Genomic DNA, 15,589 nt, shown 5'->3' on the forward strand with positions numbered 1-15,589 from the left:
CTTCAGGAGGCCAGTTCATGCAGAAATTTGACGAGATGTACGCCATGCTGCCTTTTGATGGCAGCGATGTGCGGGAACACTACAAGCGCTACGCGCAGTGGTTGAGCAAACAGCCCCCTGATGTGATGCAGGCCCGCAGGGCCGAAGCCGAGATGATCTTCCGGCGCGTGGGCATTACCTTCGCCGTTTACGGCGCAAAGGACGAGGGCGGCGCGGGCAATGAGCGGTTGATTCCGTTTGACCTGATTCCGCGCATCATTCCGGCCCATGAGTGGAGCAGCATGCAGCAGGGGCTGGTGCAGCGGGTCACGGCGCTCAATCGCTTCATCCACGACGTGTACCACGGGCAGGACATCATCCGCGCCGGCATCGTGCCTGCCGACCTCATCCTCAACAACGCGCAGTACCGGCCCGAGATGGCCGGGTTGCATGTGCCGCAGAACATCTACGCGCACATTGCCGGCATCGACATCGTGCGCGCCCCCAACGCGCAGGGCGAGGGCGAGTACTACGTGCTGGAAGACAACCTGCGCGTGCCCAGCGGCGTGAGCTACATGCTGGAAAACCGCAAGATGATGATGCGGCTGTTCCCCGAGCTGTTTAGCCTGCACAAGGTGGCGCCCGTGGCCCACTACCCCGACATGCTGCTCGAAACCCTGCGCGCCAGCGCGCCCGCAGCGGCCGACGAGCCCACGGTGGTGGTGCTCACGCCCGGCATGCACAACAGCGCGTACTTCGAGCATGCCTTCCTCGCGCAGCAGATGGGCGTGGAGCTGGTCGAAGGGCAGGACCTCGTCGTCAAGGACAAGTTCGTCTACATGCGCACCACGCGCGGCCTGCAGCGGGTGGACGTGATCTACCGCCGGGTGGACGACGACTTCCTCGATCCGCAGGTCTTCCGCCGCAACTCCACGCTGGGCTGCCACGGTCTCATGGAGGCCTACCGCGCAGGCAACGTGGGCATCTGCAACGCCGTGGGAACGGGCGTGGCCGACGACAAGTCGGTGTACCCCTACGTGCCCGAGATGATCCGCTTCTACCTGGGGCAGGAGCCCATCCTCAAGAACGTGCCCACGTGGATGTGCCGCAAGCAGGAGGATCTGCAGTATGTGCTGGCCAACCTGAAGGACTTGGTCGTGAAGGAAGTGCACGGCGCGGGTGGCTACGGCATGCTGATCGGCCCGGCCGCCACGCAGGCCGAGATCGAGGACTTCCGCCGTGCGCTGCTGGCCAACCCGGCGGGCTACATCGCCCAGCCCACGCTCAGCCTGTCGAGCTGCCCGACCTATGTGGAAAGCGGCATCGCCCCGCGCCACATCGACCTGCGCCCCTTCGTGCTCAGCGGTCGCGAGGTGCAGATGGCCGCAGGGGGCCTCACGCGCGTGGCACTGCAAGAGGGCTCGCTGGTGGTGAATTCCTCGCAGGGCGGCGGCACCAAGGACACCTGGGTGCTGGGCGAGGGTGCTCCTGCCGCGCAACCCAAGGCCGTGCAATCCCAGTCGCAATCGCAATCCCAGGGCCAGTCGCAAAGTCAATCGCAAGGGAGTCTCTGAACATGCTGAGCCGCACCGCCGACCATCTGTTCTGGATGTCCCGCTACACCGAGCGGGCTGAGAACACAGCAAGAATGCTCAATGTGAGCTACGAGACTTCCCTGCTGCCCCAGGCTGCCGATGTGGCGCAGAAAGGCTGGGAGGGCCTGCTGTCCATCAGCGAGCTGATTCCTGCCTACACCGCCAAGCATGGCGAAGTGACGCCCGCCAACGTGCTGGAGTTCATGGTGCACGATGGCAACAACCCGTCGTCCATCCTGTCATGCCTGCGTGCCGCGCGCGAGAACGCGCGGGCCGTGCGCGGTGCGTTGACCACCGAGGTGTGGGAAACGCAGAACCAGACCTGGCTGGAGCTGCACCGCCAGCTGGAAGGCGGCGCCTTTGAGCGCGATCCAGGCCAGTTCTTTGAATGGGTGAAGTACCGCTCGCACCTCTCACGCGGCGTGGTGCTCGGCACGATGCTGCAGGACGAGGCGTTTCACTTTTTGCGCATGGGCACCTTCCTGGAGCGCGCAGACAACACTGCGCGCCTGCTGGATGTGAAGTTCCACGCCGTGAAGAATGACTTTTTTGGCCGCCCCAGCGACCGCAACCAAGAAAGCGACTTCTACCACTGGAGCGCCATCTTGCGCAGCGTGTCGGCGTTCGAGGTGTACCGCAAGGTCTACCGCGATGTGATCACGCCGGGGCGCGTGGCCGACCTGCTGATCCTGAGCCGCGATATGCCCCGATCGCTGCACGCCTGTCTGCGCGAGGTGGTGGACAACCTGGCCGTGCTGGCCAACGGGCAGTCCGCCGAAACCAGCCGCAGGGCAGGGCGCTTGCTGGCCGACCTGCAGTACGGTCGCATCGACGAGATCCTGACCACGGGCCTGCACGCGTTCCTCACGCAGTTCCTGGACCGGGTCAACGACCTGGGTGGCGGCATCAGCCGCGATTTTCTGGTGACGTCCGGCGATTGAAAACCAGCATGGCGGCGCCATGCAAGGCCAGCCCCGCTGCGTAGGGAAGGAGTGGTGCCCAGGGAGAGCCCAGCCAGGCTCTTGCCTGCGCGCCACGCAGCCAGTCGGGCATCACTGCGCCCCAAGGGGCGTGCAGGCTCGTCTGCAGAAACCCATAGGTCGTGAGCCCCAGACCTACAGTCGCACCCAGAGCGATGCCGTAGGCCACCGGCAGCTTGCGGCGACCCGCCATGGCCATGAAGGCTGCACTGAAGAAAACCCCCAAGAACATGGTGGCCAGCCACGCCACAGGCCACCATCCCGCATCACCCCTTCCAGACTGAACCGTCAGCAGAGCATTGAACCCACCGATGACGCCCAGCGTTAGCAGAGGTACCAGAAAATTGCGATACCGCGCGCTCAGCCGTGCCGAATACGCATTCGGGGTTGGCGATGTTTGGGGCGTGGTAGCGCGCATTGCCAGTCATTCTTGCGCGTTGCGCCGCTGGTCGCGCAGCATGAAGAGGTAAAGGCTCTCGACCTTCTCGCGCGCCCAGGGGGTTTTGCGCAAAAACTTGAGGCTGGAACCCACGCTGGGGTCGATCTGAAAACAGCGGATGGGGATCTGTCGGCCCAGCTCGTCCCAGCCAAAATAGTCTGCCAGGCCCACTACCATGGCTTCCAGCGTTACGCCGTGCAGGGGGTTGCGGGGCTGTTTGGCAGAAGCTGCTGGAGGTGTGGGTTCAGCAGCTTGCGCGGTGTGGCTGCCCTCGGTGGTGCGCGCGTCAGGGGTGGGGGTGGACTCGGTAGCGTTCATGGGCCCAAGCATAAAGGCCCCTGCCTGCCTTTGTGGAATGCCTTCACTGCGTGCGTTGCAGGTGGGTCTCGCGCTGAAACAGCTCGGCCGCCCAGTCCACAAACGCACGCACCTTGGCGCTCAGGTGGCGGTTGGGTGGATACACCACGTACACAGGCAGTGGCGGCTGGGTCCACTCGGGCATCAGCCGCACCAGGGCGCCATTTTGCAGGTGTTGTTGCGCCTGGTAGCTGGTGATCTGCCCGATACCCAGCCCCGCCAGCACGGACGTCACATAGGCATTGGCTTCATTCACGCTCAACTGGTAGGGACCCGTGATGTCGATGGATTCGGAGCCCTTGACGAACTCCAGCGGGTAGTGCCGGCCGCTTTGCGGAGAAAAATAGATCACGCTGGCGTGTTTTTCCTCGATCTCCAGCGGATGGGTGGGCGTGCCCTTGCGCGCCAGATAGTCGGGCGATGCCACCGTGATGAACTCCAGGTTGCCCACCCGCCGCGCCACCAGCGACTGGTCGCTGAGCTCGCCACCGCGAATCACGCAGTCCACGTTGTCTCCGATCAGGTCCACGATGCGGTCGCTCACCCCCAGGTCCACCTGGATGTCCGGGTACCGCGCATGAAACTCTGCCAGGTTCGGAATGATGAGCAGCTGTGCCACCGACGTGCCGACATCGATGCGCAGGCGACCGCGCGGATTGGCGCGTGCATTGGTCATGCTGGCCTCAATGTCATCCAGGTCGGTCAGCAGCCGGACGGTGCGGTCGTAGTAGGCGGCGCCGTCGGGCGTCACCGTCACGCGCCGCGTGGTGCGGTTGAGCAGCTTTACGCGCAGGCGCTCCTCCAGCGCCTGCACATGCTTGGTCACGGTGGCTTTGGGCAGCGATAGCGAATCCGCTGCCCGGGTAAACGTGCCGGCCTCCACCACCCGCACGAATATGCGCATGGCCTGTATTTGGTCCATGGCTTCTCCTTGAATCTGGAACGTCAGCACCCACCAGTGGGTGCTGCGGAATTCTCACACGGGCACTGCCATTTGATTGTTGAGCTTTTGGAAACAGTGCGGTGGTGTTTGACCTGTTTATCTGAAAGGCCCGAGCCACTACATTTCATCCATCGTCAATCCAATGGGTACATGCCATGCAGCCCGACCAGCCGTCCTCGCTATCTTCCACATTGCCACCCGTTGCCAAACCCACCGAAGGGGGCAAGGCCGCCTCCGTGTGCTCCGACTCCACTATTGAAGTGACCAAGGGGCAGGATGTGGCCGTGCGCATGTATGGGCGCAAGAAGACGGGCCAGGCGTCGCCGGTGGTGGTGCATTTTCATGGAGGCGCATTTACCTCGGGGGGGCTGGACAACGGCTGCACCGTGGCCTCGCTGCTGGAAGGTGTGGGGGCCGTTGTGGTGTCGGTGGCGTACCCGCTCACCCCGTTCCCGCAGCCGGTGGACACGGGCTACGACGTGCTCAAGTGGGTGCACCGCAACCGCACCAAGCTCGGCGGGCAAGGTGCACTGGTCTACCTGGCGGGTGAAGAAGCGGGCGGCAATCTGGCAGCGGCTGTGGGGCTGATGGCGCGCGACCAGTCGCACCCGCCGCTGGCCGGGCAGATCCTGCTCTCGCCCATGCTGGACCCGTGTGTGGGCACAGCCTCGCTGCGCGAAGCCACGGGCAATGCCACTGGCTGCAAATGGGCCGAAGGCTGGCGCAATTTTCTGCGTTGCCCGCGCGATGCCGAGCACCCCTATGCGGTGCCTGCCGCAGCACACCGTCTGGCCGGCTTGCCGCCTACGCTGGTGCTGGTGGGCGACACCGACCCCATGCACGATGAGGCACTGGCCTATGCCGCCCGGCTGGAGGCGGCGGGCCTGCAGGTGACCCGCCATGTTTTCTCGAAAACGGCGCAGTGGCCAGATGCCTTGCTGCAAACCGGCCCCCACGAATGCCCTTGCGCAACCGGTGCGCAGGAACAGTTCCGCCTGTTCTTTGAAGCCACCCGATGTCCGGTGCCTTCCTGAGACCCTGAACCCGGCAAGGCTGTCTCCAGAAAGTCATTGACCTCAACTTTGGTTGAGGTTTGATACTGCGGCCTTACCGCCAACCACCTGGTTATCAACGCTGATTTTTCCGGCCCACACGTGCCGGAGGGAGAAGCTTTGCCCACGTATTTCTGCACGCCGGGCCCATCAGGGCGCAGACGGCGGGCAGGTGCCATTGATGTCAACGATACATACGGAGGAAATCACACCATGAACAACCCGTTGGGCGACTTGCCTGTCTGCAGCCACGGCTGTCACAACACACAGTGTTGCCGCGTCTTCTGACGTCGGTTCTCAGTGTCCCGGCGGTGTGCTGCCGGGGCCTTGACTTTGCCACGGTGTCATTGCCGAGACTGCCCATCTGCCCACGGTTGTGACACCTTTTTTGACTCTTGTCGGCACAACGCCACCTACCGGGGCGCGGCAGAAAACCTCCACTGGCTCGCTCCACAAGGGCGGCCTTAACGATTGAAACGACCATGAACTCCAATCCTCTCTCCAAGAGCCGCCCGCTGGGCCTGGCCACCCTTGCCACTGCTGTGACGGCCACCGTGGCCGCCATCATCCTTGTGTTCCAGGCGCCCGCCGCCCAGGCTGATGGCACCCCTGCTGCGCCCCCGGCCATGCCGGTGTCGGTGGCAGCCGTGCTCCAAAAAGACATCGCCCTGTGGGACGAGTTCTCCGGCCGCCTCGAAGCCGTGCAGCGCGTGGACGTGCGCCCGCGCGTCTCGGGCGCCGTGCAGGCCGTGCACTTCCGCGAAGGCTCGCTGGTCAAGCAGGGCGAGCTGCTCGTGACGGTGGACCCCGCCCCTTACGCCGCCGAAGTGGACCGCGCCGAAGCCCAGGTGGTGGCTGCACAGGCACGCGTGTCGTACACCCGCAGCGAACTGGAGCGCGCCTCGCGCCTGCTCGAAGAAAAAGCCATCGCCCAGCGCGAACATGACGAGCGCCTGAACGCCCAGCGCGAGGCCGATGCCAACCTGCGCGCCGCCCAGGCCGCGCTGCAGACCGCGAAGCTGAACCTGGGCTACACCCAGGTGCGTGCCCCTGTGGCGGGCCGTGTGGGCCGCATCGAAGTCACCGTGGGCAACCTGGTGGCGGCCGGCGCGGGCGCCCCCGTGCTGACCACGCTGGTGTCCGTGAGCCCCATCTACGCGAGCTTCGACACCGATGAGCAGATCGTGGTGAAGGCCCTGGCCGACCTGCAAAGCGGCCAGAGCGGCAACAGCGCCCGCCAGCTCATCGAGCGCATCCCCGTGCAGATGGGCACGGGCACCACGGGCGGCACGCCGCACGCCGGTCGCCTGCAGCTCATCGACAACCAGGTCGACGCCAAGAGCGGCACCGTGCGCGTGCGAGCCGTGTTCGACAACGAAGACGGCTCGCTCATCCCCGGTCAGTTTGCCCGCATCCGCATGGGCCAGGCCCGCAACACCCAGGCGCTGCTCATCAACGAGCGCGCCGTGGGCACTGACCAGAACAAGAAGTTCGTGATGGTGGTGGGCGAGGGCAACAAGGCCGAGTACCGCGAGGTCACCCTGGGCGCGCCGATTGACGGTCTGCGCGTGGTCACCTCGGGCCTGAAGGCGGGCGAGAACATCGTCGTCAACGGCCTGCAGCGCGTGCGTCCCGGTGCAGTGGTGGCGCCGCAGCCTGTCCCCATGACCGCCAAGGCCGAGATTGCGGGTGATCGCAAGGAAGCCAAGAACGCAGCCAAGTCGCCAGCGGCCTGAGCCAGAGCGACTGGAGGAATTTGCATCCATGAACCTATCCCGCTTTTTCATCGACCGCCCCATCTTTGCCGGGGTGCTGTCGGTGCTCATCTTCCTCGGGGGGCTGATCGCATTGCGCGGTCTGCCCATCTCCGAGTACCCTGAAGTCGCGCCGCCCTCCGTGGTGGTGCGCGCACAGTACCCGGGCGCCAACCCCAAGGTGATCGCCGAGACCGTGGCCACGCCGCTCGAGGAATCCATCAACGGCGTGGAGGGCATGCTCTACATGGGCAGCCAGGCCACCACCGACGGAGTGATGACGCTGACCGTGACCTTTGCCTTGGGCACCGACCCCGACAAGGCCCAGCAGCTGGTGCAAAACCGCGTCTCGCAGGCCGAACCGCGCCTGCCCGAGGAAGTGCGCCGCCTGGGCGTCACCACTGTGAAGAGCGCGCCGGACCTGACCATGGTGGTTCATCTGGTCTCGCCCAACAACCGCTACGACATCGACTACCTGCGCAACTACGCGGTGCTCAATGTGAAGGACCGCCTCGCCCGCATTGGCGGCGTGGGCCAGGTGCAGATCTTCGGCGGCGGCGACTACTCCATGCGTGTGTGGCTCGACCCGCAGAAGGTCGCGCAGCGCGGCCTGTCGGCCAGCGACGTGGTGACCGCCATCCGCGGCCAGAACGTCCAGGCCGCTGCCGGGGTGGTGGGCGCATCGCCCGGACTGCCCGGCGTGGACCTGCAACTGTCCATCAACGCGCAGGGCCGTCTGCAGACCGAAGAAGAGTTCGGCGACATCATCGTCAAGACCGGTGCCGACGGCGCGGTGACGCGCCTGCGCGACATCGCCCGCCTGGAGCTGGGCGCGGCCGACTACTCGCTGCGCTCGCTGCTCAACAACGACCCTGCCGTGGGCATGGGCGTGTTCCAGGCGCCGGGCTCCAACGCGCTCGACATCTCGGCCAACGTGCGCGCCACCATGGACGAGATCCAGAAGAACATGCCCGAAGGCGTGGAGTACCGCATTGCGTACGACCCCACGCAGTTCGTGCGTGCCTCGATCAAATCCGTGATCCACACGCTGCTCGAAGCCATCGCCCTGGTGGTGCTGGTGGTGATCCTGTTCCTGCAGACCTGGCGCGCGTCCATCATCCCGCTGCTGGCTGTGCCGGTGTCGGTGGTGGGTACGTTTGCGGTGCTGCACCTGCTGGGCTTCTCGATCAACGCCTTGAGCCTGTTCGGCCTGGTGCTGGCCATCGGCATTGTGGTGGACGATGCCATCGTGGTGGTTGAGAACGTGGAGCGCAACATCGAGGCGGGATTGACCCCGCGCGAGGCCACCTACCGCGCCATGCGTGAAGTGTCCGGCCCCATCATCGCGATTGCGCTGGTGCTGGTGGCAGTGTTCGTGCCGCTGGCCTTCATCAGTGGCCTCACAGGCCAGTTCTACAAGCAGTTCGCGGTGACCATCGCGATCTCCACGGTGATCTCGGCGATCAACTCGCTGACCCTGTCGCCCGCCCTGTCAGCACTGCTGCTCAAAGGCCACAACGAGCCCAAGGACGCGCTCACGCGCGGCATGGACAAGGTGTTTGGCAGCCTGTTCCGGGGCTTCAATCGCTTGTTCCACCGTGGCTCCGAGGCGTACAGCGGCGGTGTCAAACGCGTCATCGGCCGCAAGGCGCTGATGTTTGTGATCTATCTCGCGCTGGTGGGTGCCACCATGGGTCTGTTCAAGATCGTGCCCGGCGGCTTTGTGCCCGCGCAGGACAAGCAGTACCTCATCGGCTTTGCCCAGCTGCCTGACGGCGCCACGCTGGACCGCACCGAGAACGTGATCCGCCGCATGGGCGAGATCATGAAGGAGAACCCCAACGTCGAGGACGCGATCGCCTTCCCGGGCCTGTCGATCAACGGCTTCACCAACAGCTCCAACGCCGGCATCGTGTTCGCCACGCTCAAGCCCTTTGCCGAGCGCACCCGCGCCGACCAGAGCGGCGGCGCCGTGGCAGGCCAGCTGAACCAGGCCTTTGGCAGCATTCAGGACGCGTTCATCGCCATGTTCCCGCCACCCCCGGTGGCGGGCCTGGGCACCACGGGCGGCTTCAAGCTGCAGATCGAAGACCGTGCCTCGCTGGGCTACGAAGCCATGGACAACGCCGTGAAGGCCTTCATGGCCAAGGCCTACCAGACACCTGAGCTGACCGGTATCTTCAGTAGCTGGCAGGTCAACGTGCCGCAGCTGTATGCCAACATCGACCGCACCAAGGCGCGCCAGCTCGGTGTGCCGGTGACGGACATCTTTGACACGCTGCAGATCTACCTGGGCAGCCTCTATGCCAACGACTTCAACCAGTTTGGCCGCACCTACAGCGTGCGCGTGCAGGCCGATGCGGCCTACCGCGCGCGGGCTGAAGATGTGGGCCTGCTCAAGGTGCGCTCTGCCACCGGCGAGATGGTGCCGCTGTCGGCGCTGATGAAGATGGAGCCCAGCTTCGGCCCCGAACGCGCCATGCGCTACAACGGCTACTTGGCTGCTGATGTGAACGGCGGCCCAGCGCCCGGTTATTCATCGGGCCAGGCGCAGGCGGCCATCGAGCGCATCGCCAAGGAGACGCTGCCCCAGGGCATCACGTTCGAGTGGACCGAGCTGACCTACCAGGAAATCCTGGCGGGCAACTCCGCCGTGCTGGTGTTCCCTCTGGCCATCCTGCTGGTGTTTCTGGTGCTGGCCGCGCAGTACGAAAGCCTCACCTTGCCGATTGCCATCATCCTGATCGTGCCCATGGGCATCCTGGCGGCCATGATCGGCGTGTGGCTGAGCAACGGCGACAACAACGTGTTCACGCAGATCGGGCTCATCGTGCTGGTGGGGCTGTCAGCGAAGAACGCGATCCTGATCGTGGAGTTTGCGCGCGAACTGGAGTTTGCCGGGCGCACCCCCGTGCAGGCCGCCATCGAAGCCAGCCGTCTGCGCTTGCGTCCTATCCTGATGACCTCACTGGCCTTCGTCATGGGTGTGCTGCCCCTGGTGCTGTCCACCGGTGCCGGCGCCGAAATGCGCAGCGCCATGGGTGTGGCGGTGTTCTCCGGAATGATTGGGGTGACGGCCTTCGGCCTGTTCCTCACGCCCGTGTTCTACGTGCTGCTGCGCAAGCTGGCAGGCAACCGCCCGCTGGTGGAGCATGGCACGCATGTGGCGCCCATCTCGCACACCCCGGGCAGCGGCGGCATTGCCCACCCGGTGCTGGCAGCGCCGCGCAAGGAGCACGAATGATGCTTTTGAAAACGGTGACAAGAAAAATCTTTGTGGCCCTCGCCACGTGCTCCGCGCTGCCGAATGCAGCGGGCGTAACGACTGGGGCAGGAGAACAACCATGACCGATTTGCTTTTGAAGAAAAACTCCTCCAACGGTGCCCTCGCAGCGCGCAAGCGCAGCCTGCTAGCGCCCCTGGCCGCCGCCCTGGTGCTGGCCGGTTGCATGACCCAGCCCGTGGCTCCCGCGCCGCATGCGGGCGTGCCCGTGCCCACCAGTTTCACCGCAGGAGGCGACGCGTTGCCCGCCGCCCCCTGGACGGTCGCCGCCCCAGCCGAGGCACAGCCACGCGGCGAGTGGTGGCTGGGCTTTCAAGACCCGGTGCTGGCCGACCTGGTGCAGCGTGCGGGCCAGGCCAACACCAGCATCCAGCAGGCCGCCGCGCGGCTGGCCGAAGCGCGCACGCTGCTGCGTTCTGCCGACGCCGCGCGCTCGGTGCAAGTGGGCGCCTCGGCGGGCGTTGCACGCCAGGCCGGTGCCAACAGCACGGGCAGCGTGGTGCCATCCACGCTGGGCACGGCGGGGCTCAATGCCTCGTACGAGCTGGACCTGTTCGGCCGCCTCTCGCAAACCAGCGACGCCGCGCGCCTGGACGCCGACACGCGCGAGGCCTTGCTGCAGAGCACGCGCCTCATGGTGCAGGCCGATGTGGCGCAAACCTACCTGCAGCTGCGCGCCGTGCAGGCCGAGCAGGTGCTGGTGCAAGAGAGCCTGGCCGCTTACCAGGACACCCTGCGCCTCACCCAGCGCCGCCTGCAGGCGGGCGACGTGGCCGAGCTGGACGTGGCCCGTGTGCAGACCGAGGTGGCGGCCACCGAGTCCGACGCGCTGGCCTTGCAGCGCCAGCAGGCCCTGCTCACCAACGCGCTGGCCGTGCTGGCGGGCGAGGTGGCCAGCGGCTTTGTGCTGCCGCCCGCGACGGGCGACGCCGCGCTGCCGGTCATACCGCCTGGCGTGCCCGGCACGGTGCTGGCGCGCCGGCCCGATGTGTCGGCCGCGCAAACTGCCGTGCTGGCCGCGCAAGCGCGCGTGGGCGTGGCGCAGAAGGCGTGGTTCCCGGCCGTCACGCTCACGGGCAATGCGGGGCATGCGTCGCCCGAGCTGGGTGACCTGTTCAAGTGGTCGGCCCGTGCCTGGGGCGTGAGTGCGCTGCTGTCGCTGCCGATCTTTGACGGCGGCCAGCGCGATGCACAGATTGAGGGCGCGAAGGCCCGCCTGGAGGCTGCGCTGGCGGACCACCGGGGGCAGGTGCTCAATGCGTTTCGTGACGTGGAGGATCAGCTGACCTCGCTGCGTTTGTTGTCTGGCCAGGCCGAGGCGCAAGGGCGGGCGGTGACGGCTGCGCGGCGGGCCACGCAGTTGTCGGATGTGCGGTATCGCAATGGCTTGGTGAGCCAGCTGGAGTTGCTGGACGCGCGCCGCAGCGAGTTGCGCAATCGGCGGCAGGAGCTGCAGGTGCGGACGGCGCAGTATGTGGCGACGGTGGGGTTGATTCGTGCGCTCGGGGGAGGGTGGGGGGATCAGCCTGTGGTGAAGATGGCTGCTGTGCCGCAGTAGTTTTTGAGCGGTTTGGGCTGCTTGCGCTAGTGAAACATGCCTAGGTAGCTATTGATTTTGTAGTGTCTGGTTGTTGTGCTGATTGGGCCGTACGCCTGGCTTGAGTGCGGAGGCCGGGAGTCGCCCGGCGAGCGAGTAACTTTCTTTTGCTTCGCCAAAAGAAAGTCACCAAAGAAAAGGCGACCCCCAGTCTGCGACCCCTTCGCGTTGCGAAGGGGCAAACCTGCGGCGGGGCGGCTGCGGGGTGCGCCGTGGAACTCACTGCGCTGCGTTGCAGCTTCGTTCAGACATCCACGGCGAGTCAGTTCACTAAGCACGCGCGCTCCGACGCGCGTGCCACCCCGCAACCGCCCCGCCGCAGGCGCAGCCAGCAGGGGGTGGACAGCCGAACATCCAACAGCCGCACAACCATTCGGGCCATTGCTGCGCTCGGCCGCGCCTGCGCAGCGCGAGGCGCTTGCGCCCGCGATCCGGGGCCGAGCGCAGCGATGGCCCGTGTGGATGTTCTGTCCCTCGTGCCCCTCTGGATGCGCCGAGGAGCGCAGGGTTTGGCGGATCAGGGCTCGCGTGTGTCTGAGCGACGCGCAGCGGCGCGAGTTGAGCGAGACCCCGCCAAACCTGAGCACCGCAGGTTGCCCCGGAGCGAAGCGCAGGGGACGCAGACAGTGGGGTCGCCTTTCTTTTGGGTACTTTTCTTTGGCGAAGCAAAGAAAAGTACCTCGCCTGCCGGGCGACTCCCGGCCTCCGCCCTCAACCCAGGCACGTGGCCCCATCAGCACAACAACCAGACACTACAAAATCAATAGCTACCACCGCATATCCCACTAGCGCCTGCGGCCAAAAAGGGCTCAAAAACCTCAAATCACCCCTTCAGCCATCCCCGCAACCTCCCCACCCCTTCCCCCAACCGCCCCGCATCCCGGCTCGCAAAACACCACCGCAACCACCCCGACGCCTCCCCCCCAAACGCACTGCCCGGCGCCAACCCCAACCCCGCCTCCCGCACCAGCCGCTTGGCCAGCGTCAAACACTCGTCATGCCCGTCGATGTGGAAGAACGCATACATGCCCCCACGTGGCGTGGCCACCGACACCCCCGGCACCTCGGCAAGCAGCGGCACCAGCGTGTCTCGACAGTTGCGAAGATGGTTCACCAGCGCAGGCGTCACCTCATCCGTGCGCTGCAGCGCCACCGTGGCCCCGCGCTGAACGAACACCGGCGCGCACGAAGTGTTGAACTCGATCAGCTTGCCCACCGCGTGCGTCAGTGACGGCGGCAACACCAGCCACCCCAGGCGCCAGCCGGTCATCAGAAAACTCTTCGAAAAGCTGTGCGTCACGATGAGTCGGTCCTCCGGTTCGGCCACGTCCAGAAAGCTGGGCGCGGCGCCGTTGGCCGTGTCGCCTTCGTAGTACAGCCGCTCGTACACCTCGTCCGCCAAAATCCACGTGCCCGTGCGGCGGCAGTGCGCCAGGATGGTGGCTTGTTCCTCGCGCGTCAGCGTCCAGCCCGTGGGGTTGTTGGGTGCGTTGACGACCAGCAGGCGCGTGCCAGGTGTGATGGCGGCCAGCAGCGTATCCATGTCCAGCTGCCAAGCGCCGTGCACGTCGGCCACCAGTGGCACAGCGCGCACCTGCGCCCCCAGAATCCGCGGCTGCGCCACCAGGTTGGGCCACACGGGCGTCACCAGCACCACTTCGTCGCCCGCGTCCACCAGGGTCTGCACGGCCACCATCAGGCCGTTCACACCGCCGGACGTCACTGCGATGCGGTCGAACCACGCATCGGTGTGCTGCTGCGGGTGCAGACCGTGCATGTAGCCCGCAATCGCGTGGCGCAGTTCGGGCAGGCCCAGGTTGTGGGCGTAAAAGGTCTCGCCCTTTTGCAGCGACGCAATGGCCGCGTCGCGGATGAAATCGGGCGTCACCTCGTCGCTCTCGCCAAACCAGAACTTCAGCACATCGCTGCGCCCCAGGCCCTCGTTGGCCACTTCGCGGATGCGCGACTCTTCGAGGCTTTGGACTACTTCTCGCATGCAATCTCCTTGAAATACACAGCCATCATCGCAGGCGTATAGTCGTTTTTTTGATTTTTTCACCACCTTGGCTGACCAACCAACGCTCATGACCTATCCCAACACCCAGCTCTTCATCGCAGGCCAGTGGCAAGACGCCGCTGAAGGCAAGACCCTTGCCGTGTTCAACCCCGCCACGGGCAAGGAAATCGGCCGCGTGGCCCATGCCACCAAGGTCGATCTGGACCGCGCGCTGGACGCCGCACAAAAGGGTTTTGAAGCCTGGCGCGACATGCCTGCCGCCGAGCGCGCCAAGACCATGCGCCGCGCAGCGGCCCTGATGCGCGAGCGCGCCGAATCAATAGCCGCCATCATGGTGCAAGAGCAGGGCAAGCCCCTGGCCGAGGCCAAGGTCGAGACCATGGCGTCGGCCGACATCATCGAATGGTTTGCCGACGAATCGCTGCGTGTGTACGGCCGCATCGTGCCCTCGCGCAACCTCAAGGCCACGCAGATGGTGCTGAAGGACCCGGTGGGCCCCGTGGCCGCGTTCACGCCCTGGAACTTTCCCATCAACCAGGTGGTGCGCAAGCTGGCCGCCGCGCTGGGCGCCGGTTGCTCCATTCTGGTCAAGGCACCCGAAGAAACCCCCGCCAGCCCCGCCGAGCTGATCCGCGCGTTTGCCGATGCCGGTGTGCCCGCAGGCACCGTGGGCCTGGTCTATGGCGACCCGGCTGAAATCTCGAGCTACCTGATTCCGCACCCCATCATCCGCAAGGTCACCTTCACCGGCTCCACGCCCGTGGGCAAGCAACTGGCCGCGCTGGCCGGCAAGCACATGAAGCGCGTGACGATGGAACTGGGCGGCCATGCACCGGTCATCGTGGCCGAAGACGCCGACCTCGAACTGGCCATCAAGATCGGCAGCGGGGCCAAGTTCCGCAACGCAGGCCAGGTCTGCATCTCGCCCACCCGCTATCTGGTGCACGAGAGCATCCGGGCCGATTTCGTGGCTGCCTTCGCCAAGTACGCGCAGGGCCTGAAGGTGGGCGATGGTCTCACGGCCGGCACGCAGATGGGCCCGCTGGCCAACCCCCGCCGCATCACAGCGATGGCCGACCTAATGGCCGACGCCGTGCAGCAGGGCGCCACGCTGGTGACGGGTGGCGAGCGCATCGGCACCGAAGGTAACTTCTTCCAGCCCACGGTGCTCAACGACGTGCCCCTGTCGGCCCGCATCGTGAACGAAGAACCCTTTGGCCCCGTGGCTGCGATTCGTGGGTTTGAAAAGATCGAAGACGCCATTGCCGAAGCCAACCGCCTGCCGTTTGGCCTGGCCGGCTATGCGTTCACATCGTCTCTGAAGAATGCGCACCTGCTGGCGCAGCGCCTGGAAGTGGGCATGCTCTGGATCAACCAGGCCGCCGCACCTGCGGCCGAGTTGCCGTTTGGCGGCCTGAAGGACTCGGGCTATGGCTCGGAAGGCGGCCCCGAGGCCATCGAGGCGCATCTGAACACGCGCCTGGTGTCGATCATGAATGTGTAAGGGTGTGGCGAGTGCGGTGGTCACTCGCTGCTGGTGCCAGGCGCGTCAGGGGCCATGCTGACGACCGTGCCGCGCTGCACAATGGCGGT

Annotated in this window: 11 protein-coding genes; 7 read left to right on the forward strand and 4 right to left on the reverse strand. The window is 65.7% G+C overall.

Going from position 1 to position 15,589, the window contains the following annotated elements; translation table 11 throughout:
- Nucleotides 1-17: 17 nt before the first annotated feature.
- Nucleotides 18-1,553 carry a circularly permuted type 2 ATP-grasp protein gene (locus tag KW832_RS15865; RefSeq protein ID WP_218300629.1) on the forward strand — a complete coding sequence of 512 codons (1,536 nt, stop codon included), beginning with the start codon at nucleotides 18-20 and terminating at the stop codon, nucleotides 1,551-1,553.
- Nucleotides 1,554-1,555: 2 nt separating this feature from the next.
- Nucleotides 1,556-2,515: an alpha-E domain-containing protein gene (locus KW832_RS15870; protein WP_218300630.1), complete on the forward strand. Its 960-nt coding sequence runs from the start codon at nucleotides 1,556-1,558 to the stop codon at nucleotides 2,513-2,515.
- Here the strand turns inward: KW832_RS15870 and KW832_RS15875 are convergent.
- From KW832_RS15875 to KW832_RS15885, 3 genes are read right to left on the reverse strand one after another with little or no spacing between them, the layout of a single operon-like run.
- Nucleotides 2,481-2,972 carry a hypothetical protein gene (locus tag KW832_RS15875; protein ID WP_218300631.1) on the reverse strand — a complete coding sequence of 164 codons (492 nt, stop codon included), beginning with the start codon at nucleotides 2,970-2,972 and terminating at the stop codon, nucleotides 2,481-2,483. The genes KW832_RS15870 and KW832_RS15875 overlap by 35 nt on opposite strands.
- A gap of 6 nt (nucleotides 2,973-2,978) precedes the next feature.
- Nucleotides 2,979-3,311 carry a VF530 family protein gene (locus tag KW832_RS15880; protein WP_121420665.1) on the reverse strand — a complete coding sequence of 111 codons (333 nt, stop codon included), beginning with the start codon at nucleotides 3,309-3,311 and terminating at the stop codon, nucleotides 2,979-2,981.
- 43 nt (nucleotides 3,312-3,354) lie between these two features.
- Nucleotides 3,355-4,272, reverse strand: coding sequence for a LysR family transcriptional regulator (locus tag KW832_RS15885; RefSeq protein ID WP_055400927.1), 918 nt, complete (start codon nucleotides 4,270-4,272; stop codon nucleotides 3,355-3,357).
- A gap of 176 nt (nucleotides 4,273-4,448) precedes the next feature.
- Between KW832_RS15885 and KW832_RS15890 the strand changes: the two genes are divergently transcribed.
- The 4 genes from KW832_RS15890 (at nucleotide 4,449) to KW832_RS15905 (ending at nucleotide 11,940) form a co-directional block, all read left to right on the forward strand.
- Nucleotides 4,449-5,327 (forward strand): alpha/beta hydrolase, encoded by an 879-nt coding sequence (locus tag KW832_RS15890; protein WP_176886528.1) that lies wholly within the window; start codon nucleotides 4,449-4,451, stop codon nucleotides 5,325-5,327.
- 500 nt (nucleotides 5,328-5,827) lie between these two features.
- Nucleotides 5,828-7,081, forward strand: coding sequence for an efflux RND transporter periplasmic adaptor subunit (locus tag KW832_RS15895; RefSeq protein WP_218300632.1), 1,254 nt, complete (start codon nucleotides 5,828-5,830; stop codon nucleotides 7,079-7,081).
- Nucleotides 7,082-7,109: 28 nt separating this feature from the next.
- On the forward strand, nucleotides 7,110-10,343 hold the full coding sequence (locus KW832_RS15900) for an efflux RND transporter permease subunit (protein ID WP_218300633.1): 3,234 nt from the start codon (nucleotides 7,110-7,112) through the stop codon (nucleotides 10,341-10,343).
- A gap of 100 nt (nucleotides 10,344-10,443) precedes the next feature.
- Nucleotides 10,444-11,940, forward strand: coding sequence for an efflux transporter outer membrane subunit (locus KW832_RS15905; protein ID WP_218300634.1), 1,497 nt, complete (start codon nucleotides 10,444-10,446; stop codon nucleotides 11,938-11,940).
- Nucleotides 11,941-12,802: 862 nt separating this feature from the next.
- Here the strand turns inward: KW832_RS15905 and KW832_RS15910 are convergent.
- On the reverse strand, nucleotides 12,803-13,975 hold the full coding sequence (locus tag KW832_RS15910; protein ID WP_218300635.1) for a pyridoxal phosphate-dependent aminotransferase: 1,173 nt from the start codon (nucleotides 13,973-13,975) through the stop codon (nucleotides 12,803-12,805).
- Nucleotides 13,976-14,063: 88 nt separating this feature from the next.
- Between KW832_RS15910 and KW832_RS15915 the strand changes: the two genes are divergently transcribed.
- Nucleotides 14,064-15,500, forward strand: a complete 1,437-nt coding sequence (locus tag KW832_RS15915) for an NAD-dependent succinate-semialdehyde dehydrogenase (RefSeq protein ID WP_055399550.1) — start codon at nucleotides 14,064-14,066, stop codon at nucleotides 15,498-15,500.
- The last annotated feature ends 89 nt before the right edge of the window (nucleotides 15,501-15,589 follow it).

It is taken from the genome of Acidovorax sp. sif0632 (assembly GCF_019218805.1).
GTDB lineage: Bacteria > Pseudomonadota > Gammaproteobacteria > Burkholderiales > Burkholderiaceae_C > Acidovorax > Acidovorax facilis.